This window comes from Acidovorax sp. SDU_ACID1 (genome assembly GCF_045291395.1).
In the GTDB taxonomy this organism is placed as follows: Bacteria; Pseudomonadota; Gammaproteobacteria; order Burkholderiales; family Burkholderiaceae_C; genus MR-S7.
Map to the genome: position 1 here is coordinate 2,024,025 of NZ_CP152342.1, position 20,277 is coordinate 2,044,301.

Here is a 20,277-nt window from a genome sequence, read left to right on the forward strand (position 1 = left end):
ACCCGCTGCCATGCCGCGTACACCCCTGCCGTTGATCTCCGCCCTGCTGGCCGCCAGCCTCTTGGCCGCCTGCTCCAGCACGCCCGAGGACAAGACCGCGGGCTGGAGCCCCGCGAAGATCTATTCCGAGGCGCGCGACGAGCTGAGCGGCGGCGCCTACGACAAGGCCGTGCCGCTGCTGGAAAAGCTCGAGGGACGCGCCGCCGGCACCCCGCTGGCCCAGCAGGCGCAGCTCGAGAAAGCCTATGCCCAATACAAGGGCGGGGAAAAGGCCCAGGCCGTCGCCACGCTGGACCGCTTCATGAAGCTGCACCCGTCCAGCCCGGCCTACGACTACGCGCTGTACCTCAAGGGGCTAGTGAACTTCAACGACAACCTGGGCCTGTTCTCATGGCTGTCGCGCCAGGACCTGTCCGAGCGCGACCAGAAGGCCGCCAAGGATTCGTTCGAATCCTTCCGCGAGTTGGTGACGCGCTTCCCCGATTCGCGCTACGCGCAGGACGCGCGCCAGCGCATGACCTACATCGTGAACTCGCTCGCGCAGTACGAGGTGCACGTGGCCCGCTACTACTACGAGCGCGGCGCCTACGTGGCCGCCGTCAGCCGCGCGCAGAGCGCCATCGCCGACTACAAGGACGTGCCGGCCACCGAAGAGGCGCTGTACATCCTCGTGCGCTCCTACGATGCGCTGGGCCTGCCGCAGCTGCGCGACGATGCACGCCGCGTGCTGGAAGCGTCCTACCCGCAAGGCACCATGCTGCAAAGCGGCTTCCGCTCCAAGAGCGACCCGTGGTGGAAGTTCTGGTAATTGCAAAAATGATAGCTGCCTGCGCTTGACTGGCAAGCGCTAGGGGCCTAAAAGGCTTGGAAAGCCTTTATCCTCCCGTAACGCATCCAGGGTCGTCTCGAAGGCCTCCTCCTCCGCCAGCACGGCCATGGGGGGCAGCGCCCGCATCAGCCGCTTGCCGTAGCCCTGGGTCATCAGCCGCCGGTCGGCCACCACCAGCACGCCCGCATCCGTCTCGTGCCGCACCAGGCGGCCCGCGCCCTGCTTGAGCGCCACGGCCGCAGCGGGCAAGGCATGGTCGCGGAAGGCGTTGCGCCCGCCCTGCTCCAGTTGCTCTATGCGCGCCTCCACCCAAGGGTCGCCCGGTGCGGGAAACGGCAGCTTGTCGATCACCACGAGCTGCAGCGCCTCGCCCGGAATATCGACCCCTTCCCAGAACGAGGCGGCCCCGACCAGCACGCAGCCGGGCCCCGCGCCCTGTTGCGCGCGGCGAAAGCGTGCCAGGAGCTGGCGCTTCGGCGCCTGCCCCTGGGCCAGCACTTCCACGCCGCTTTCCGGCGGAAACTCCTCGCGCAGGACGCCCGCCACCGCCTCCAGCGCGCGCAGGCTGGTCGTGAGCACCAGGGTGCGGCCGCCCAGGCGCCGCACCGCCTGCGCCACCCACTGCGCAAGGCGTTCGCTGTGCGCGGGATCGGCGGGCAGCGGCAGATGCATGGGCACATACAGCGCCGCCTGGCGCGCATAGTCGAATGGCCCGTCGATGCGCAGCGTGCGCGCGCCCTCCAGCCCGCAGGCCTGGGTGAACCAGCGCAGCTCGGGGTCGTCCCCGAGCGTGGCCGAGGTGAATATCCAGGCACGCCCGCCCTGCGCGCGCTCCGGCTCGTCCTCGTCCCAGGCGCCCGCGTCGGCCGCAGGCCCCTGCCACAGCGCCTGTAGCGCGGGCGCCACGCCGAGCGGGAACGCGCCCAGCAGCAATTGAGTGCCCGCCTCCATCCAGCGCACGGCATCGCGCGTGCCTTCGCCGTCGAACACCGCGAGCGCCTCCAGCAGCAGCACGGCCCGCCCGTGCAGGCGGGCCAGGTCGGGAGACAGGGAGGCCGCCGCATCCAGCGCCGCCAATGCCTGCCGCAGGACAGCCACCATGTCCTGCAGCGCCGCGCTCCAGGCCTGCGGGGACACGCCTTCGGGGGCCAGGCGGGCCCACCCCACGCGGCGGGGCGGCACGTCCGCGCCTCCCCATGCACCGGCCTGCCCTGCAGCCGTGTGGCACCACCGGCGCACGGCCAGGCGCAGCGTTTCGCCCAGCCAGGGCCAAGGCGCCATTCCACCCGCCCAGCGCTGCCCCGCCGCGGCCAGGTCATGGCTGAAGTCCAGCAACTGGCAGGTCCTCAGTTGCATGCCAAGGAACTGCAGGGCCGTATCCGCCAGCCGGTGCGCCTCGTCGAAGACGACCACGCCGGCATCGGGCAGCAGTTCGGCCATGCCCGATTCGCGCACGGCCAGGTCGGCGAAGAAAAGATGGTGGTTGAGCACCACGACATCGGCCGCCAGGGCCTCCTGGCGCGCCTTGACGACATGGCACTGCGGGAAGCGGGGGCAACCCTGGCCCAGGCAGTTGTCCCGCGTGGATGTCACGAGCGTCACCACGCGGGAGTGCTCGTCCAGTTCCGGCAGCTCCGCCAGGTCGCCGGTGCGCGTGGCCTGCGCCCATGCTTCGATGCGTGCCAGCTCGCGCAGCGCGGCGGGCGCCAGCACGCCGCCGTCCTGCCGCGCATGCTCCAGGCGGTGGCGGCACAGGTAGCTCGACCGTCCCTTGAGCAGCGCGGCCCGCAGCGGCAGTGCCAGCGCCTGCAGCAGCAGCGGCAGGTCGTGGGTATAGAGCTGGTCCTGCAGGGCCTTGGTGGCCGTCGACACCAGCACCTTCTCCCCGCTCAGCAACGCCGGCACCAGGTAGGCGAAGGTCTTGCCCACGCCGGTGCCGGCCTCGACCACCAGCCGTTCGCGCCGGGCGATGGCCTGGGCCACGGCGCGCGCCATCGCCTCCTGCCCCTCGCGCGGGCGGAAGCGGGGCAAGGCGCGCGCCAGCGGGCCTTCTGCCGCGAAGGCGTGGTCGACAGACGGGAAGGCGCCGGCGTGGGAAACGGGCGGGGTCGGCGGCACGGCGTGGTGCGATAGGAACGATGGGAGGCGAAAACGGGAGAACGGCGCGGCTCGCTCGATAATAAGCTCCCTTGCCTCGCCTTCTTCCGCGCCCCGCGGCGGCGGCCGACCGGCACAATCCCAGCCCATGACCAAAGCGTTCCGCCTCATTGCCTCCACCGGCATCCACAAGGGTGACCGCGAGTACCAGCAAGATCAAGTGGCCCTGCTGTCCCACCCGCGCTTCAACGGCTGCGTGCTGGGCGTCGTGGCCGACGGCATGGGCGGGCGCAGCGGCGGGCGCAAGGCCTCCGACCAGGTCATGTTGACGGCGCGGCAGCTGTTCGAGCGCTACTCACCCGAGACCGACGACGCGGCGGCGCTGCTCAAGCACATCGTGGAAGAGGCCCACATCGTGATCCGGCTCACCGCGATCTCGGCCGAGCAGGAGCCGCACAGCACCATCGCCGCCTTCGTGATCAACCCACGGGGCGACTGCCACTGGGTGCATGCCGGCGATTCGCGCATCTATCACTTCCAGGGCGCCCGGCTGATGACCCGCACCAGCGACCATTCCTACGTGCAGGCGCTGGTGGAGCGCGGCGAGATCACCGAAGCCGAGGCCAATACCCACCCGCACTCCAACATCCTCGTGGGCTGTCTGGGCACGGAAAGCGACCCGCCCGCGACCGCCCACCTGATCCCCCAACTGCAGCCCGGCGACGTGCTGCTGGCCTGCAGCGACGGGGTGTGGCACTACTTCTCCCCTTCCGAGCTGGCGTCCGTCCTGGACACCCTCACGCCACGCGAAGCCACCGAGTTCCTCATCGACAAGGCGCGCTCGCGCGCGCGCGGCGGCGGCGACAACCTGTCGCTGGTGATCGTGAAGATCGAGACGCTGGTGGAAGAAAAGAAGCCGCGCCTCGCGCAGCCCGCCTAGGGCGCGGACGCAGGCGGCAGGGGCGCCGCAGGCGCCTTGCCCGCAGCAGCGGCTTCGGCGCGCTGGCGCTCGTGCTTCTCGCGCCGCTCCAGGGCCTTCTGCTGTTTGGTTTCGTAGCGGCTGCGCGATTCGTCGATGCGCTGCTGCTGCGCCGCGTCGCGCCGCTCCTGCTGCGCCGCATGCCCGGCTTCGCGCTGCTGCTGCTGCCGTGCGCGTTCGCGCGCGTCCTGCTCGCGCTGCGCGCGCTCGCGGGCCTGTGCGTCCGTGCGGGGCGCGCCCTGCATGGGCGCCGGTCGCTCGCCGGCCTGCAGCCGTTCCTGCTGCTCCCGCTGCTTGTCCTCGATGTCCTTCAGGCGCTGCCCGGCCTTCTCGCGGCGCTCCTCGTCATTGATCTGCAGTTCGCGCTGGCGCAGCGCGTCGTCGGCCGTGCGGGCGCGGGCGCGGGCGCCGCGCAGGCAGTCCTCCACGGCGAACTGGCGGTAGCAGGCGCCCTCCTCCTGCAGGCGCCGCGCATCGATGGCGCGGCGCTCGCTCTGGATCTGGGCGCGCAGGGCGTCCCGCCGGGCCTGGGCTTGGGCCTCGGTCCCCGGGGCGGGCTGCGCATGGGCGAGGGCCGCCACGGCGCAGCCGAGCAGCGCGGCGGAGAGAGAGCGGAGCGGCAAGGCGGTCATGGCGGTTTCGTTCACACCTTCTCAGGTCAGACCCGTGTCGACGACACGGCGTTCCAATGCCAGGAATTCCTTGGACTGCATCTCGTTGAGGCGGGACACCGTGCGCGGGAATTCGTGCGCGAGCGGGCCTTCCGTGTAGAGCTGTTCGGGCGGCACGGCGGCGGAGATGATGAGCTTCACGCGCCTATCGTAGAGCACGTCCACCAGCCAAGTGAAGCGGCGGGCGGGAGAGGCCATGTTCACGGGCATGTAGGGCACGTTCGACAGCAGCACGGTGTGGAACTGCGAGGCGATCTCCAGGTAGTCGTTCTGCGAGCGCGGCCCCATGCACAGCTCGCGGAAATCGAACCACACCACCCCGCCCGCGCGGCGCAGGGCGCGGATCTCGCGCGCCTCGATGTGCAGCACGGGGTCTTCGTCCCTGACTTCCGCCAGCTGCTCGAAGGTCTCCCGCATGGCCTCCTCGGCCTGCGGGCTGAGCGGCGAGTGGTAGAGCTTGGCGTTCTCCAGCGCGCGGCGGCGGTAGTCTGTGCCGTTGTCCACATTCACCACGTCCATGCGCGCGTTGAGCAGATCGATCGCAGGCAGGATGCGGTCGCGGTGCAGGCCGCCGGGGTAGAGTTCGTCTGGCTTGAAGTTGGAAGTGGTGACGAAGCCCACGCCGTTGTCGAACAGCGCCGCCAGCAGCCGGTGCAGGATCATCGCGTCTGTGATGTCCGCGACGTGGAATTCGTCGAAGCAGATCAGCTTGTAGCGCTTGGCAATGCGCGCGCCCAGCACGTCCAGCGGGTTCTGCGTGCCCTGCAGGGCCGCCAGTTCCCGGTGCACCTCGCGCATGAATTCGTGGAAATGCAGGCGCACCTTGCGCTTGAGCGGCACGGCGTTGAAGAAGCAGTCCATCAGGAAGCTCTTGCCGCGCCCCACGCCGCCGTACATGTAGACGCCGCGCGGCACCTGCGGACGGTTGATGAGCTTTTTCAAGGCGTTGGAGCGGCGCTGCTTGTACTCGCCCCACTCCTGCGCGCAGCGCTCTAGGGCATCGACGGCGCGCAGCTGCGCCGGATCGCTCTTGAATCCCTTGGCGGCCAGTTCGGCCTCGTATGCCTGCCTGACGTCCACCGGCTTACTCCTTGTGCTTCAAAAACAATAGCTGCCAGCGCTTGCCCCTCAAGCGCTGGCAGCCATTTTGGCTGCTGAAATTTAGAAGTTCAGCGTGCGCTTGTCCACGGCCAGGGCCGCTTCCTTGGTGGCTTCCGACAGCGACGGGTGTGCGTGGCAGATGCGGGCGATGTCCTCGCTCGACGCCTTGAACTCCATAGCCACGACGGCCTCGGCGATCAGCTCGCTGGCCATCGGGCCGACGATGTGCACGCCCAGGATCTCGTCCGTGGCCGCGTCGGCCAGCATCTTCACCATGCCCGTGGTGTCGCCCAACGCGCGCGCGCGGCCATTGGCCAGGAACGGGAAGGTGCCGGCCTTGTACTTCACGCCGTCCTGCTTGAGCTGCTGCTCGGTGCGGCCCACCCAGGCGATCTCGGGGCTGGTGTAGATGACCCAGGGGATGGTGTTGAAGTTCACGTGCCCGTGCTGGCCCGCGATGCGCTCGGCCACGGCCACGCCCTCTTCCTCGGCCTTGTGCGCGAGCATGGGGCCGCGCACCACGTCGCCCACGGCCCACACGCCGGGCAGGTTGGTCTTGCAGTCGCCGTCCACGACGATGGCGCCACGCTCGTCGAGCTGCAGGCCCACGGCCTCGGCATTCAGGCCCGTGGTGTTGGGCACGCGGCCGATGGAGACGATGAGCTTGTCCACGTCCAGCGTCTGCGCCTCGCCCTTGGCGTTGGTGTAGGCCACGCTGACGCCCTTCTTGCCGTTCTTGATCTCGCCGACCTTCACGCCCAGCTCGACCTTCAGGCCTTGCTTGTCGAAGGCCTTCTTGGCTTCCTTGGCGATCTGCTCGTCCACCGCGCCCAGGAACGTGGGCAGGCCTTCGAGCACCGTCACCTCGGCGCCCAGGCGGCGCCAGACGGAACCCATCTCCAGGCCGATCACGCCGGAGCCGATCAGGCCCAGCTTCTTGGGCACGGCGCCGATGCGCAGTGCGCCGTCGTTGGAGAGGATGTTCTCCTCGTCGAACGCCACACCGGGCAGCGCACGGGCGTTGGAGCCGGTGGCGACGACGATCTGCTTGCCCACCAGGGTTTCCTCGGCGGCGCCCGCCACCTTGATCTCGTAGCCGCCCTCGACCGCCTTGGCGAAAGAGCCGCGGCCATGGAAGAACGTGACCTTGTTCTTCTTGAACAGGTAGAGGATGCCGTCGTTGTTCTGCTTCACGACGGTGTCCTTGCGGCCGATCATCGTGGCCACGTCGATCTTCACGTCCTTGGCAGTGATGCCATGTTCGGCGAAGTGCTTGTTGGCGTGCTCGAAATGCTCGCTGGACTGCAGCAGCGCCTTGGAGGGAATGCAGCCCACGTTGGTGCAGGTGCCGCCGGGCGCGGGGCCGCCCTTGTCGTTCTTCCACTCGTCGATGCAGGCCACGTTGAAGCCCAGTTGCGCGGCACGGATGGCCGCGATGTAGCCGCCGGGGCCGGCGCCGATGACGATGACGTCGAATTGCTTGCTCATGGTTCAGTGTCTCTCGGTATCTTGAAAAAACCCACGCGAGGTGGGTTTCAGTGCCTTGGCCTGTAGGAGTTACAGGTCGAACAGCAGGCGCGACGGGTCTTCCAGCGCGTCCTTCATCGCCACCAGGCCCAGCACGGCTTCGCGGCCGTCGATGATGCGGTGGTCGTAGGACATGGCCATGTAGTTCATCGGGCGCACGACCACTTGGCCGTTCTCGACCACGGCGCGGTCCTTGGTGGCGTGCACGCCCAGGATGGCCGACTGCGGCGGGTTGATGATGGGGGTGGACATCATCGAGCCGAAGGTGCCGCCGTTGGAGATGGAGAACGTGCCGCCGGTCATCTCCTCGATGCCCAGCTTGCCCTCGGCCGCCTTCTTGCCGAATTCGGCGATCTTCTTCTCGATGTCGGCGAAGCTCATCTGGTCGGCGTTGCGCAGGATCGGCACCACCAGGCCGCGCGGCGAACCGACGGCGATACCGATGTCGAAGTAGCCGTGGTAGACGATGTCGTTGCCGTCCACCGAGGCGTTGAGCACCGGGAACTTCTTCAGCGCGTGCACGGCAGCCTTCACGAAGAAGGACATGAAGCCGATCTTCACGCCGTGTTCCTTGGTGAACGCGTCCTGGAACTTCTTGCGCATCTCCATCACCGGGGCCATGTTCACTTCGTTGAACGTGGTCAGGATGGCGTTGGTGGACTGCGACTGCAGCAGGCGCTCGGCCACACGGGCGCGCAGGCGGCTCATGGGCACGCGCTGCTCGGGGCGGTCGCCCAGGTCTTCCTTGGAGGCAGGGGCCGCCACCTGCGGCAGCGCCTTGGTGGGCACGCCCGTGGGGATCACGGAGGCGGTGGACTGCACGCCGCCGGCCACGGCGGCCAGCACGTCGCCCTTGGTCACGCGGCCGTCCTTGCCGGTGCCGGTCACGGCGCCCACGGACAGGTTGTTGTCGGCCAGCAGCTTGGCGGCGGCGGGCATGGCCACGTCGCCCTTGCTGCCGCCTGCGGCGGGAACTGCAGCCACGGGAGCGGCAGCGGGTGCCGGAGCCGCGGCAGGTGCGGGCGCGGCGGCGCCGGCCTTGCCTTCGGTGTCGATCTTGGCGATGAGCTGGTCCGACGTGACCGTGCCGCCATCGGCCACCACGATCTCGGCGAGCACGCCGGCGGACGGCGCGGGCACTTCGAGCACCACCTTGTCGGTCTCGATCTCGATCAGTATTTCATCGGCAGCGACGGCCTCGCCGGCCTTCTTCTTCCATTGCAGCATCGTGGCCTCGGCCACGGATTCGGACAGTTGGGGAACCTTGACTTCTACGATAGCCATTTTGGAATTCTTTCAATCAGGTGTTTTGTTCTGAGGAGGTGTGGTTCTGCGGCCTTACTTGGTCAGGACAAAACCCTTGAGCTTGGCGAACGCGGCCTCGACCAGCGCCTTCTGCTGGTCCTGGTGCAGGTGCGAGTAACCTACGGCGGGCGACGCGGAAGCGGCGCGGCCGGCATAGCCCAGCTTCTGGCCGTCGAGCATGTTCTCGTGGATGTTGTGCTGGATGAAGAACCAGGCGCCCTGGTTCTGCGGCTCGTCCTGGCACCACACCACGTCGGTCGCGTTGGGGTACTTCTTCAGCTCGGCGGCGAAGGCCTTGTGCGGGAACGGGTAGAGTTGCTCCACGCGCACGATGGCCACGTCGGTGGATTCCTTCTCGGTGCGCTTCTTCACGAGGTCGTAGTACACCTTGCCCGAGCAGGCGATCACGCGCTTGACCTTGGCCGCGTTCTTCACGATGGCCTCGTTCTGCTCCGGGATCACGGTCTGGAAGCCGCCCTTGGTGAACTCGGACAGCGGCGAGGTCGCGTCCTTGTTACGCAGCAGCGATTTCGGGGTCATGATGACCAGAGGCTTGCGCAGGTTGCGCACCATCTGGCGACGCAGCACATGGAAGATCTGGCTGGCCGTGGTCGGCTGCACGATCTGCATGTTGGCGTCGGCCGCGAGTTGCATGAAGCGTTCCAGACGGGCCGAGCTGTGCTCGGGGCCCTGGCCCTCGTAGCCGTGCGGCAACATAAGCGTGATGCCGTTCACGCGGCCCCACTTGACTTCGCCCGAGGCGATGAACTGGTCGATCACGACCTGCGCGCCGTTGGCGAAGTCGCCGAACTGCGCTTCCCAGATCACGAGCGTGTTGGGGTCGTTCGACGCGTAGCCGTATTCGAAGGCCAGCACGGCCTCTTCGGAAAGGATGGAGTCGATGACGACGAACGGCGCCTGGTTGTCGGCCACGTTCGAGAGCGGCACGTAGGTACCCTCGCTCCACTTCTCGCGCTTCTGGTCATGGATGACGGCGTGGCGGTGCGTGAACGTGCCGCGGCCGCAGTCCTCGCCCGACAGGCGCACGGGGTAGCCCGAAGCGACCAGCGAGGCGAAGGCCATGTGCTCGCCCATGCCCCAGTCCACGTTGACCTCGCCGCGTCCCATGGCGGCGCGGTCGTCATAGACCTTCTTCACGAGGGCGTGCGGCGTGACGCTGGCGGGGATGGTGGTGATCTTCTCGGCCAGGCGCTTCCATTCGGCCAGGGGGATGGCGGTGTCGCCGGCGTCGGTCCACTTCTGGTTCAGGAAGGGACTCCAGTCCACCGCGTACTTGCTCTTGAAGTTGGTCAGCACCGGATCGACCGTGTGCTTGCCCGCATCCATTGCGGCGCGGTACGCCTTCACCATGTCATCGCCCAGCGTTTCGCCCAGGCCTTGCGCGGCCAGCTTGTCGGCGTAGAGCTTGCGCGTGCCGGGGTGCTGGCCGATCTTCTTGTACATCAGCGGCTGGGTGAGCGCGGGGGTGTCCTGCTCGTTGTGGCCCAGCTTGCGGAAGCAGACGATGTCGACCACCACGTCCTTGTCGAACTCCATGCGGAATTCGAGCGCCAACTGCACTGCCAGGCACACTGCCTCGGGATCGTCGCCGTTCACGTGCAGCACGGGCGACTCGATCATCTTCACGATATCGGTGCAGTAGAGCGTGGAACGCGTGTCGCGCGGGTCGGACGTGGTGAAGCCAATCTGGTTGTTGATGATCAGATGCACCGTGCCGCCCGTGGTGTAGCCTCGGGTCTGGGCCAGCGCCAGCGTTTCCTGGTTCACGCCCTGGCCGGCGAAGGCGGCGTCGCCGTGCACCAGCACGGGCAGCACCTGCTTGCCCTTGGGGTCACCGCGGCGATCCATGCGTGAGCGCACCGAGCCTTCGACCACGGGGTTCACGATCTCCAGGTGCGAGGGGTTGAACGCCAGCGACAGGTGCACCGGGCCGCCGGGGGTGGACACGTCGGAACTGAAGCCCTGGTGGTACTTCACGTCGCCCGAGGGCAGATCCTCGGGCGCGGTGTGGTCGAACTCGGCGAACAGCATGCCGGGCATCTTGCCCAGGGTGTTGACCAGCACGTTCAGGCGGCCGCGGTGGGCCATGCCGATCACCACTTCCTGCACGCCGCGGGTGCCCGCGTCGTTGATGAGCTCGTCCATCGCGGCGATGAAGCTCTCGCCGCCTTCGAGGGAGAAGCGCTTCTGGCCGACGTACTTGGTGTGCAGGTAGCGCTCCAGGCCTTCGGCGGCCGTGAGGCGGTCGAGGATGCGCTTCTTCTTCTCGGCCGAGAAATTCGGCTTGCTGCGGATCGTCTCGAGCTTCTGCTGCCACCAGCGCTTCTGGTTCTGCTCGGTGGCGTACATGTATTCGACGCCGATGGTGCCGCAATAGGTTTCGCGCAGCGCATTGAGCAGTTCGCGCAGCGACATGCTTTCCTTGCCGAAGAACGTGTTGCTGGTGTTGAACACGGTTTCCTGGTCGGCGTCGGTGAAGCCGTAGAAAGCGGGGTCGAGCTCGGGAATCTCGGGACGCTCGGTGCGCTTGAGCGGGTCCAGGTCGGCCCAGCGGGCGCCCACGTTGCGGTAGGCGGCGATCAGCTGCTGGACGGCAGTGCGCTTGCGGCCCAGGTCGGAATCGGCGCCGGCCGCCACAACGACCTTGGTGCCGCCTTGCTTGGCACGCTCGGCGAAGGCGTTGATGACCGGAAGATGGGGAACGTCCTTGGCATTGCTGCCGTCTACCGCGGGCACATGTTGCAGTGCATCAAAGTATTCGCGCCAGGAATCCGGCACGCTACCCGGGTTGGCAAGGTAGTTTTCGTACATCTCCTCGACGTAGGGCGCATTGCCGCCGAAGAGATAGGTGTTGCCTTGGTAGGCTTGGTAGACGGACGTGGGTTCGCTCATATTCCGCTGACCTCCGCTTCCCTGAAGGAAGCTTTAGCTGGTTGGTAAACCTTCCGCGTCACGGCTGAACCGGTTTGCGGATGCGACTGTGGCAGGGGAAGGGGCCTGGTTGCGGGCGCTATTGTGCCACCGAACGCCGCAGCACGTGGCCTCGTGCGGCCTGGGGAATCCCCCTGGAGCGCTCCTGGCTTACATTTGCGCTGTCCCTTCCGTGACCCGCACATGACGTCCTCCGCACTCCAGAACCGCACCCTGCTGCTCCTGCTCGCCGCCGTGACGGTGGCCTTCGCCGCCATCCTGTGGCCCTTCAACGGCGCGGTGTTCTGGGGCGTGGTGCTCGCCATTCTGTTCGCGCCCCTGCACCGCAAGCTGCTGCGGCGCATGCCGCGCAGGCGCAACCTCGCGGCCTTCGTGACGCTGTGCGTCTGCCTGCTGATCGTGATCCTGCCGATGGCCCTCATCGGCGTGTCCCTGGCGCAGGAAGCCAGCGTCGCCTACGAACGGATGCGTTCGGGGCAGCTCAACTACGGCGCCTACCTGCAGCAGGTGCTGGCGGCGCTGCCCGCCTGGCTGCTGGCGCTGCTGGACCGCTTCCACCTCACCTCCGTGGCCGAGCTGCAGGCGCGGCTGGCCTCTGTGGGAGCCCAGGCCAGCCAGTTCCTGGCGACCAAGGCGCTGGACGTGGGCCAGAACACGCTGCAGTTCATCGTGAGCTTCGGCGTGATGCTCTACCTGCTGTTCTTCCTGCTGCGCGACGGCGTGCAGCTCGCCACCCGCGTGCGCGACGCGATCCCGATGGACGACCAGCACAAGCGGCAGCTGGCGCGCAAGTTCATCACCGTGACCCGTGCCACGGTCAAGGGCAACATCGCGGTGGCCGCCGCCCAGGGGGCGCTGGGCGGGCTGATCTTCTGGGTGCTGGACATCCAGGGACCCGTGATGTGGGGCGTTCTGATGGCCTTCCTGTCGCTGCTGCCCGCCGTGGGCGCCAGCCTGATCTGGGGCCCCGTGGCCATCTATTTCCTGGCCACAGGCGCCACCTGGCAGGCCATCACGCTCACGGCCTACGGCATCTGCGTCATCGGGCTGGTGGACAACCTGCTGCGCCCCGTTCTGGTGGGCAAGGACACGAAGATGCCCGACTACGTGGTGCTCATCTCCACGCTGGGCGGAATGGCGCTGTTCGGCCTCACCGGTTTCGTGATCGGCCCCGTCATCGCTGCCCTGTTCATGGCCACATGGGACCTGTTCGCCCCGCCACCCGCTCCGCCCCCCGCCGAATGACGCTCCGCACGGCGCGCTGACATCCACGCGCCACAGACCCTCCCATGCGCATCGCGTCGTCCCGCAGCCTGGTCACCCTGGCACTCGTGCTGTCTCTCGGGGTGGGCGCCCTGTTCGCCCGCGCCATCCTCACGATCCGCGACGACCAGTGGGCCTACGCGCGGCACATCAATTCCACGCTGGCCCACACGATCGAGCAGAACATCGCGCGTACCGTCACCGGCTTCGACCACTCGCTGGCGGGCGTCGTCAACACGCTGGGCCAGTACGACCTGCAGGCCATCCCGCCGGGCATGCGCCACGCGCTGCTGTTCGACCACTCGCTGCGCACCCGCGGCCTGGGCTCCGTCGCCGTGCTGGACGCCAACGGCGACGTGGTGCTCGACTCCGAATACGCCGCACCGCGCAAGATCAACCTGGCCGACCGGGAGTATTTCCGCGCCCACCTGCGCGACGGCTACCAGGGGCTGTACATCGGCGCGCCCATCCGCTCCCGGCTGGCGGACGGTGCCCACAGCCTGCCCATGAGCCGCGCCTACTTCCACAGCGACGGCAGTTTCGCTGGCGTGGTGGTCGGCGCGATCCGCATCGAATACTTCAAGGAGTTGTTCGCCTCGGTGGACCTGGGCGCCATGAGCCGCATCGACCTGTGGCGCCACGACGGCAGTGCCGTGGCCCAGTTCCCCGCGGGGCCGCAGGAGCCCGCCCTCCTCGACGCCCAGCACCTCGCCTGGCTGAATGCCAGCGGGCACGGCACCTTCACCGGGCCCGACGTGCAGGACGGCGAGCGCCGCCTGCACGCCTTCCGGCACGTGGACGGCTACCCGCTCATCGTGAGCGTGGGCCAGTCGGTGGACACCATCCTGGCCCAGTGGCGCCGCAGCGCGCTGGTGCTGGGCGGCTTCGCGCTGCTGCTCATGGCCTGTGGCGTGGGCCTCACGCAGCTGTTCGCGCGCGAGCTCCGGCGCCGCCAGGACATCGGCACGCAGCTCAAGCAGGCGGAACACGACCTGCGCACCATCCTGAACAACCTGCCCTCCTTCGTCGGCTACTGGGACAGGGGCCTGCGCAACCGCTTCGCGAACCAGGCCTACCAGGACTGGCTGGGCGTCAGCGCCGAGCAACTGCGTGCCCAGCAACTGCCCGAGATCGTCGGCGAGCTGACCTACGGGCAGATACGCTCCCATGTGGAGCGGGCCCTCGAAGGGCAGCGGCAGACCTATGAGCGCAGCGTGCGCCTGCCTTCGGGGCAGGAGTGCCACCTGCAGGTCTCCTACATCCCCGACGTCGAGGACGCCCAGGTGCAGGGCTTCTTCGTGCAGATCGACGACCTCACCGAGCGCAAGCACATGGAGGACCTGCTCTTCGAGGAAAAGGAGATGGTGCGGCTCACGCTGCAGTCCATCGGCGACGCCGTGATCTGCACCGATGCGCGCGGCCACGTCACCTACCTCAACCCGATGGCGGAGCTGGCCACGGGCTGGCAGGCCTTCGACGCCGCCGACCGGCACGTGGACGAGGTGGCCCCGCTGCAGATGCCCGCGCACCAGGGCGATGCCTCCAGCCCCGTTGTGCGCGTGCTCGCGGGCTCGGGCGCCGCCTCCCAGCGCGGGCTGGTGCTGCGCCGCCGCGACGGCCGGCTGGTGGACATCGAGGAATCCGCCAGCCCCATCACCGACCGCCACGGGCAGGTCACCGGCGCGGTGATCGTCCTGCGCGACGTGACCGAGGCCATGGCCCTGTCGCGCCGCATGGCGCATCTGGCGCAGCACGACGTGCTCACCAACCTGCCGAACCGCGTGCTGCTGCAGGACCGTGCCCAGCAGGCCATGGCCCACGCGAAGCGCGACGGCCACACGCTGGCGCTGCTGTACCTCGACCTGGACGGGTTCAAGCAGGTCAACGACACGCTGGGCCACGACGCGGGCGACCTGCTGCTGGTGCAGGTGGCGCAGCGCCTCACCGCTGCCGTGCGCGGCTCCGACACCGTGTGCCGCCAGGGGGGCGACGAATTCGTGGTGCTGCTGCCCGCGCTGGACACTGCGGAGCAGGCCTGCGTGGTCGCGCGCAAGATGATGGCTGCGTGCGAAGCCCCTTTCGACCTGCAAGGCCGGGCCGTGCGCATCGGCCTGAGCGGCGGCATCGCCCTCTACCCCGGCCCCGGGCAGACGTTCGAGGAGCTGGCCCGCTGCGCCGACACGGCCATGTATGCCGCCAAGCGCAACGGGCGCAGCCAGTTCCGCCTCTACGTGGGTGCGGACGCCGAACCCGAGCGGGTTCCCGCGTCCGCCTGACCTCATTCAGGCTCGATGCCCGCCGCCTTGATGACCTGGCCCCACTTGCGCGTTTCCTCGGTCTGGAACTTGGCCAGCTCCTCGGGCGTCGTCGTCCATGCCTCGGAACCCGCCGTGGCGAAGAACGACTGCGCCGCCGCGCTCTTCGTGGCCTTGCCCAGCAACTCGTTCAGCCGCGCCACCACGGGGGCGGGCGTGCCGTCGGGCACGTAGGCCGCGAACCAATAGCCCATGTCGTAGCCCTTCACGCCCGCCTCGGCGATGGTGGGCACGTCGGGCAGCTGCGTGCTGCGCTTCTGGGTGGAATAGCCCAGCGCACGCAGCTTGCCCGCCTTGATCTGCGGCACGCCCGTGGAGGTGTCGGTGATCATCAGGTCGATCTGCCCGCCCAGCAGGTCGGTGATGGCCAGCGGGTTGCTCTTGTAGGGCACGTGCAGGATGTCCACGCCCGCGAGTTGCTTGAGCATCTCCCCGGCCATGCGGCTGGAGGAGCTGCCGCTGCCGAAGGTCAGCTTGCCCGGGCTCTTCTTCGCGGCGGCCAGCACGTCGGCCACGCTCTTGTAGGGAGCGCCGGCATTCACCACCAGCACCTGGCCGCCCTTGCCCAGGCCGGTCACGGGTGCGAAGTCCTTCACCGGGTCGTAGGACAGCTTCTTGTACAGGTGCTCGTTGGCCGCATGCGTGGTATTGGTGGTGATGAGCACCGTGTAGCCGTCGGCCGGCGCCTTGGCCACGGCCTGCGCGGCGATCATGCCGCTCGCACCCGCCTTGTTGTCCACCACCACGGGCTGCTTGGTGTCGGTGGTGACGGACTGGCCCAGCGCGCGGGCGAGCTGGTCGGTGGCGCTGCCCGCCGCGAACGGCACGACGAAGGTGATGGCCTTGGCCGGATAGGCAGGCGCCTGGGCGTGCGCCAGGCCGCAGAAGGCCAGCGCGGCGGCTGCGGCAATGGCGTGGCGGCGGGATGCGGTGCGGTTCATGGTTTTGTCTCCTTGGGTTCGTGGATGGGAAAGAGGTCAGGCGGGCGGGCCCGCGAGATGCGGCTGCAGGCTGGCGGGCACCTGCACGGGCATGTCCAGCAGCAGGAACGAGAGCGCCTTGCCATGGCTGTCGAGGTTCAGCGCGTCGTTCACGCCGCCGTCGAGCACGCCGTCGAGCACGAAGTTCATCGCGTGCAGGTTCGGCAGCAAGTGGCGCGTGACGCGGGAGGGGCGGCGGCGCGCGAACTGGCGGGCCACGGCCTCCTCGGTGACCTGCGCGGCCAGCAGATCCCAGAGCGCGGGGTGCCATGCGATCACGCTGATGTTGGAGCGGTCGCCCTTGTCGCCGGTGCGGCCGTGGGCCAGGCGGTACAGGGGCACGGTGAATACGGTATCGGTCATCGCGTCACTCCATCATCGTGAAGCCGGTTTCGACGGCCGCGCGCGGCACCAGGCATGAGACGGTGCCCAGGCGCGGCCGCATGGCCGTGCGCACGCCGCCGCCGCCGGCAGGGCCGGCGCAATAGAGCGCGGTGACCTCGCGCACGAGGCGCTGGGCATCGGCATGGGAGGGCAACTGCCATGCGGCGCGCAGGCGCACGTCCTGCACTCCCGGCGGCAGCGGGCCTTCGAGCCAGGCGCTGTCGTCGCCCTCGAAGATGCTGGCCACGCCGATCAGGTCGATGCGCAGCGGCGCCACGCCGGCCAGCCGCTCGCGCAGCACTTGGCCCGCGAGCCGCGCGCGCTCGGCGGCGCGGGGGCCGGCGTAGGAAATCTCGCCCTCGGCGAACCAGCCCGACTCGAAGCACACGTTGACCTTGAGCGTGTCGGGACGCGCATGGCCGCGCACGCCTTCGAGGCGCACGCGGTCCGGGCCGGCCTGCGCTACGCGGGCAGCCGTGATGTCGGCCACCACGTCGGGCGTGAGGTAGGCGGCGGGGTCGTGCAGTTCGTAGAGCAGCTGTTCCTTGACCGTGCGCTCGTCGATGCGCCCGCCCGTGCCCGCGGGCTTGGCGATGGTGCAGTGGCCGTCGGGGTCGATCTCGGCGATGGGATAGCCCAGGCGCGCGAGGCCCGGCACGTCCTTGTAGCCAGGGTCGGCGAAGTAGCCGCCCGTGACCTGCGAGCCGCATTCGAGCAGGTGCCCGGCCATGGTGGCGCGCGCAAGGCGATCCCAGTCGTCCATGCGCCAGCCGAAATGCGCGAGCGCCGGGCCCAGTACCAGCGAAGGGTCGGCCACACGGCCACAGACCACCACGTCGGCACCCGCACGCAGCGCATCGGCGATGGGCTGCGCGCCGATGTAGGCGTTGGCGCTGGCGATGGGCTCGGTGGGCATGCGATCGCCCAGCGCCTGGGCCAGCATGCCGCGGTGCTGCGGGCCGCTCAGGTCGTCGCCGTGAACGACCGCGATGCGCGGCGCGCGGGCGCCGAGCTCCTGCGCCAGTTGGACGATGCGCCGTGCGGCGCCGTGGGGATTGGCCGCGCCGAAGTTGCTCACGATGCGCACACCGTGCGCGAGGCAGCGCGCGAGCACGGGGCGCAGCAGGTCGTCCAGCAGCGGCTCGTAGCCTGCGTCCGGCTGGCTGCGGCGCGCCAGCTGGGCGAGCGCCAGCGTGCGCTCGGCCAGCGTCTCGAAGATCAGCACCGCCGGGCGGCCGCTGGCGATCAGCGCCTCGACCACGGGCGCCGCCGCATCGGTGCGGTCGCCCGAGAAGCCCGCCGCGCAGCCGATGTGCAGGGGTTGCGTGTTGTCCATCTGGTTGTCTCCTGCAAGCCAATGTAGGCTGGCGGCGTTGTTTTGTGAAATAGATTGTCAGGATCAATTCATCTGTATTTCGAATGAATATCTCCTCCCGCCAGATCGACGCTTTCCTGGCGCTGACCGCGCAGCGCAGCTTCACGCGCGCGGCGGCGCAGTGCCACCTGTCGCAGCCCGCCTTCAGCGCCCTCATCCGCGCGCTGGAGGACGGCCTGGGCTTGCGCCTGTTCGACCGCAGCACCCGCCACGTGGACCTGACGGCCGAGGGCGAGAATTTCCTGGAGGCCGCCCGCCGCATCCGCGCCGAGGTGGACAGCGCCCTGGGCGCCATGCGCGACGCGGCCACGCTGCGGCGCGGGCGCGTGGCGATCGCGCTGCTGCCCTCGCTGGCGGCGGGCTGGCTGCCCGGCGTGCTGGCGCGCTACCGCGCGGAGCACCCGGGCATCGAGCTGGACATCGCCGACGTGCTCTCCGAGTCCTGCATCGAGCGCGTCGCCACGGGCAAGGCCGACTTCGCGCTGGCCGCCATCCGCGCCGACACGCCCGAGCTCCAGGCCGAGCCGTTTTGCAGCGACGGCTTCCACCTGGTGTGCCGGGCCGACCATCCTCTGGCCCGGCGGCGCCTGCCCGCCGCCGGCGCGGCCCAGTTGCGCGCGCTGGCCGCCTGGCCGTTCATCCACCTGGCGCGCCACAGCAGCGTGCGGCAGTACCTGGAGGCCGCCTTCCACCCGCAGGCCATGCACACGCTGATGGAGGTCGAGCAGCTCGCCACCGTGATGGGCATGGTGCGCGCGGGGCTGGGCATCAGCGTGGTGCCCACGCTCACGCTGTTCCACTTCCAGCAGGAAGGGCTGGTCACGCGGCCGCTGCACCTGCCGGGCCTGACGCGGCAGATCTACCTGGTGCGCCGGCGCGACCGGGGCCTGTCGGTGGCGGCGCAGGCGCTTTATACGCAGGTGATGCGCCAGCGCCCGCCGCAGGAGATGCTATCCAAACGATAGCTTCTCGCGCTTGCCACATAAGCGCTGGAGGCATTTTTCATGCATATTCCCCACCCTGGTCGGCGGTACCGGCTTGGCACTGCCGCGCCCCCGGTGACACACTCGGGCCAGGCCCGCTACTCCAGGAGAAGACCATGACCACGCCCAACACCATCTACGCCTGCATCGACGGCCTGGCCACCACCCACGCCGTGGTGGACGGCGCCGCCTGGGCCGCGCGCCGGCTGCAGGCGCCCCTGGCGCTGCTGCACGCGCTGGAGCGGCCCGAACCCATGCCCCCCGTGGGCGACTACAGTGGGGTGATCGGCATGGGCGCGCAGGACCTGCTGCTGCAGCGGCTCAACGCCCTGGACGAGGAGCGCAGCCAGGTGGCCCAGGAGGCCGCGCGGCGCATGCTGTCCGATGCGCAGGCCCGCGTCGAAGTAGACAGCGTGCCCGCGCTGGACGTGCTGCTGCGCCACGGCGAGCTGACCGACGTGCTGCTGGAGCACGAAGCCAGCGCACGCCTGTTCGTGCTGGGGCGCAACTACCGCGCCAGCAGCCCGCGCAAGCTGCGGCTGGACCACCGCGTGGAGAGCGTGATCCGCAACGTGCGCCAGCCCGTCATGGTGATGACCATGCCCGACTTCACTGCGCCGGGCGGCTTCGTCCTCGCCTACGACGGCAGCGCCACCGCCCACCGCGCCGTGGAAGCCGTCGCACGCAGCCCGCTGCTGCGCGGCATGCCCGGCCTGCTGGCGATGGCGGGGGAGCCCACGGTGGAGATGCTCGAGCGCATGCAGGGCGCGCAGGCGCGCCTGGAGCAGGCGGGCTTCGACATCACCACGCAGATCGTGCCCGGCGTGCCCGAGGAGGCTATCCCCGCCCTGCTCCAGTCGCACGGCAACGTGCTGCTGGTGCTGGGCGCCTACGGGCACTCGCGCATCCGCCAGCTCATCGTGGGCAGCACCACCACGGCCCTGCTGCGGCTGTGCACCGTACCGGTCGTGGTGCTCCATTAATGAGAGCTGCCAGCGCTTGCCAGCCAAGCGCTGGAGGGCGATCTGATGCTCAACCCTCTCCCTGTGCTTCCACCAATTGCGCCAGCTGCAGCAGCGACTCCTGCCAGCCCAGGTAGCAGGCCTCGGCTGGAATGACGGCGGGAATGCCTTCCTGCACCACGGCCAGTTCCGTGCCCACGGACACCGCACGCAGCTCCACCGTGGTGATCATCTCCCCGGGCAGGCCGGGGTCTTCGAACACGTCGCTATAGCGCAGCCGCTGGCCCGGCACCAGCTCCAGGTAGGTGCCGCCGAAGGCATGCTGCTGCCCGTTGCTCAGGTTGGTGAACGACATGCGGTAGCTGCCGCCCACGCGCGCGTCCAGGCTGTGCACGCGCCCGGTGAAGCCGAAGGGCGGCAGCCACTTGGCCATGGCGTCCGCGTCCAGGAAGGCGCGGTACACCCGCTCGGGCGGTGCGCGCAGCACGCGGTGCAGGCACACGGTGGATGGCGAATCAGCGGAGGAATTCATCGCAAAGGCTCCCGGAGGCACG

Annotated in this window: 16 protein-coding genes; 6 read left to right on the forward strand and 10 right to left on the reverse strand. The window is 69.0% G+C overall.

Features of this window, described 5'->3' with window-relative positions; genetic code table 11:
- The first annotated feature begins 10 nt into the window (after positions 1 to 10).
- Positions 11 to 808: an outer membrane protein assembly factor BamD gene (locus tag AAG689_RS09940; RefSeq protein ID WP_406625795.1), complete on the forward strand. Its 798-nt coding sequence runs from the start codon at positions 11 to 13 to the stop codon at positions 806 to 808.
- Positions 809 to 847: 39 nt separating this feature from the next.
- Here AAG689_RS09940 and AAG689_RS09945 read toward each other — a convergent pair whose 3' ends face one another.
- Complete coding sequence (locus tag AAG689_RS09945; protein WP_406626321.1) at positions 848 to 2,824, reverse strand: ATP-dependent DNA helicase; 1,977 nt, start codon at positions 2,822 to 2,824, stop codon at positions 848 to 850.
- Between the two features lie 250 nt (positions 2,825 to 3,074).
- Here AAG689_RS09945 and AAG689_RS09950 point away from each other — a divergent pair, with 250 nt between their 5' ends.
- Complete coding sequence (locus AAG689_RS09950; protein WP_406625796.1) at positions 3,075 to 3,866, forward strand: PP2C family protein-serine/threonine phosphatase; 792 nt, start codon at positions 3,075 to 3,077, stop codon at positions 3,864 to 3,866.
- Here the strand turns inward: AAG689_RS09950 and AAG689_RS09955 are convergent.
- The 5 genes from AAG689_RS09955 to AAG689_RS09975 form a co-directional block, all read right to left on the reverse strand.
- Complete coding sequence (locus AAG689_RS09955) at positions 3,863 to 4,537, reverse strand: hypothetical protein (protein ID WP_406625797.1); 675 nt, start codon at positions 4,535 to 4,537, stop codon at positions 3,863 to 3,865. The two genes, AAG689_RS09950 and AAG689_RS09955, sit on opposite strands and share 4 nt — an antisense overlap.
- Positions 4,538 to 4,558: 21 nt before the next feature.
- Positions 4,559 to 5,656, reverse strand: coding sequence for a cell division protein ZapE (gene zapE / locus AAG689_RS09960; protein ID WP_406625798.1), 1,098 nt, complete (start codon positions 5,654 to 5,656; stop codon positions 4,559 to 4,561).
- Positions 5,657 to 5,737: 81 nt separating this feature from the next.
- Positions 5,738 to 7,165 (reverse strand): dihydrolipoyl dehydrogenase, encoded by a 1,428-nt coding sequence (gene lpdA, locus AAG689_RS09965; RefSeq protein WP_406625799.1) that lies wholly within the window; start codon positions 7,163 to 7,165, stop codon positions 5,738 to 5,740.
- A 69-nt stretch (positions 7,166 to 7,234) separates the two neighbouring features.
- A complete protein-coding gene (gene odhB / locus AAG689_RS09970) occupies positions 7,235 to 8,488 on the reverse strand; it encodes a 2-oxoglutarate dehydrogenase complex dihydrolipoyllysine-residue succinyltransferase (RefSeq protein ID WP_406625800.1) in 1,254 nt (417 codons plus the stop codon).
- Positions 8,489 to 8,542: 54 nt separating this feature from the next.
- Positions 8,543 to 11,422 carry a 2-oxoglutarate dehydrogenase E1 component gene (locus AAG689_RS09975; RefSeq protein ID WP_406625801.1) on the reverse strand — a complete coding sequence of 960 codons (2,880 nt, stop codon included), beginning with the start codon at positions 11,420 to 11,422 and terminating at the stop codon, positions 8,543 to 8,545.
- Positions 11,423 to 11,644: 222 nt separating this feature from the next.
- Here AAG689_RS09975 and AAG689_RS09980 point away from each other — a divergent pair, with 222 nt between their 5' ends.
- Together AAG689_RS09980 and AAG689_RS09985 are read left to right on the forward strand one after the other, a co-directional pair.
- A complete protein-coding gene (locus AAG689_RS09980; RefSeq protein WP_406625802.1) occupies positions 11,645 to 12,706 on the forward strand; it encodes an AI-2E family transporter in 1,062 nt (353 codons plus the stop codon).
- A 44-nt stretch (positions 12,707 to 12,750) separates the two neighbouring features.
- Entirely contained in the window at positions 12,751 to 15,000 is a 2,250-nt protein-coding gene (locus tag AAG689_RS09985) for a diguanylate cyclase domain-containing protein (protein ID WP_406625803.1), read from the forward strand.
- Positions 15,001 to 15,002: 2 nt separating this feature from the next.
- Here the strand turns inward: AAG689_RS09985 and AAG689_RS09990 are convergent, their stop codons facing one another.
- The 3 genes from AAG689_RS09990 to AAG689_RS10000 are packed head-to-tail and all read right to left on the reverse strand — an operon-like array spanning position 15,003 to position 17,739.
- Positions 15,003 to 15,980: a tripartite tricarboxylate transporter substrate binding protein gene (locus AAG689_RS09990; RefSeq protein WP_020229536.1), complete on the reverse strand. Its 978-nt coding sequence runs from the start codon at positions 15,978 to 15,980 to the stop codon at positions 15,003 to 15,005.
- A gap of 36 nt (positions 15,981 to 16,016) precedes the next feature.
- A complete protein-coding gene (locus AAG689_RS09995; protein WP_406625804.1) occupies positions 16,017 to 16,382 on the reverse strand; it encodes a hypothetical protein in 366 nt (121 codons plus the stop codon).
- A gap of 4 nt (positions 16,383 to 16,386) precedes the next feature.
- Positions 16,387 to 17,739 carry an acyclic terpene utilization AtuA family protein gene (locus AAG689_RS10000; protein ID WP_406625805.1) on the reverse strand — a complete coding sequence of 451 codons (1,353 nt, stop codon included), beginning with the start codon at positions 17,737 to 17,739 and terminating at the stop codon, positions 16,387 to 16,389.
- 83 nt (positions 17,740 to 17,822) lie between these two features.
- On the opposite strand from AAG689_RS10000, the gene AAG689_RS10005 reads away from it, so the two are divergent.
- Positions 17,823 to 18,743, forward strand: coding sequence for a LysR family transcriptional regulator (locus tag AAG689_RS10005; protein WP_406625806.1), 921 nt, complete (start codon positions 17,823 to 17,825; stop codon positions 18,741 to 18,743).
- Positions 18,744 to 18,877: 134 nt separating this feature from the next.
- Positions 18,878 to 19,744, forward strand: coding sequence for a universal stress protein (locus tag AAG689_RS10010; RefSeq protein ID WP_406625807.1), 867 nt, complete (start codon positions 18,878 to 18,880; stop codon positions 19,742 to 19,744).
- 49 nt (positions 19,745 to 19,793) lie between these two features.
- Here AAG689_RS10010 and AAG689_RS10015 read toward each other — a convergent pair whose 3' ends face one another.
- Positions 19,794 to 20,255 carry an SRPBCC family protein gene (locus tag AAG689_RS10015; protein WP_406625808.1) on the reverse strand — a complete coding sequence of 154 codons (462 nt, stop codon included), beginning with the start codon at positions 20,253 to 20,255 and terminating at the stop codon, positions 19,794 to 19,796.
- Positions 20,256 to 20,277: the final 22 nt, after the last annotated feature.